2 protein-coding genes are annotated in these 1,313 nt (G+C 74.3%); both read left to right on the top strand.

What is annotated here, in order from left to right; translation table 11 throughout:
- Nucleotides 1–146: hypothetical protein (locus AB0N31_RS36545; protein ID WP_366062849.1), on the top strand; the 146-nt coding region annotated here is incomplete at its 5' end.
- Between the two features lie 2 nt (nucleotides 147–148).
- A partial coding sequence (locus tag AB0N31_RS36550) for an FAD-dependent monooxygenase (RefSeq protein WP_366062848.1) occupies nucleotides 149–1,313 on the top strand: 1,165 nt, incomplete at its 3' end.

A 1,313-nucleotide genomic window follows, 5' to 3' on the forward strand; every position in this document is an offset into this window, starting at 1 on the left:
TCCGCCCCGACGGCTACGTCGCCTGGACCAGCCCCGGCAGCGACCACGACCTCACCGACACCCTCACCCGCTGGTTCGGCCACCCCCACCCCACCCCCGCCATCGCCGGGCCGGCGGCCGGCGGCACCCACCGGACAGGAGCGTGAGCATGAGCTGGGACGTGATAGTCGTCGGCGCCGGCCCTGTCGGGCTGATGACGGCCTGCGAACTGCGCCTGGGCGGCGTCGACGTCGTCGTCTACGAGAAGCTGCCCGCCCCGCCCCGCGAGTCCCGCGGCGCCAGCTTCACCCGGCGCACCGCCGAGAGCTTCGACCAGCGCGGGCTGCTCGCCAGGCTCGGCGCGACCGAACCCGCCGACAGCCACTTCGGCGGCGTGGCCATCGACCTGTCCCTGCTGGAGGAGGACCACCGCGGCGCCCGGGGCGTCTCCCAGTTCCGCACCGAACGGATGCTGGAGGAACGGGCCGCCGAACTCGGCGTCACGGTGCGCCGCGGCCACGAGGTCACCGGCGTGCGCGAGACGCCCGACGCCGTCGTCGTCGACCTCGACGGCCCCGACGGCCCCGCCCACGACAGCGCCCGCTACCTGGTCGGCTGCGACGGCGGACGCAGCACCGTACGCCGACTGGCCGGCATCGGCTTCCCCGGCCCGAAGCCCACCCGCGGCTTCTACACCGCCGACGTCACCGGCATCGAAACCCGCCGCCGCCGCATCGGCGAGAACCTGCCCGACGGCAGCATGATCATGGCGATGGACCTGGAGAACGGCGTCACCCGCATCGTCGCCTACGAGCGGGGCATGCGGCCCAAGGACCGCGACGCCCTGTCCTACACCGAACTCGCCGACGCCTGGCAGCGCCTGACCGGCGAGTCCATCCACCACGGGCAGTGCCGCTGGATCAGCTGCTTCACCGACGCCTCCCGGGTCGCCGACGCCTACCGGCGCGGCCGGATCTTCCTCGCCGGCGACGCCACCCACGTCCAGCCGCCGGCGATGGCGCAGGGCCTGAGCGTGGGCGTGCAGGACGCGGTCAACCTCGGCTGGAAACTCGCCGCGGCCGTCAACGGCTGGGCCCCCGAAGAACTGCTGGACACCTACCACGCCGAACGCCACCCCATCGGCCGGCAACTGGCCCGCAACGCCCGCGCCGCGATCGAACTGCGCCTCACCGGCGAGGACACCGCCCCGCTGCGCGCCGTACTGGGCGAACTCATGACACACCGCGACGCCGCCGCCCACCTGGCCGGCATCGTCAGCGGGCTGGGCATCCGCTACGACATGGGGCCCGGGCAGCACCCGCTGCTGGGCCGGC

Source organism: Streptomyces sp. NPDC051051 (genome assembly GCF_040682975.1).
Taxonomy (GTDB): domain Bacteria; phylum Actinomycetota; class Actinomycetes; order Streptomycetales; family Streptomycetaceae; genus Streptomyces.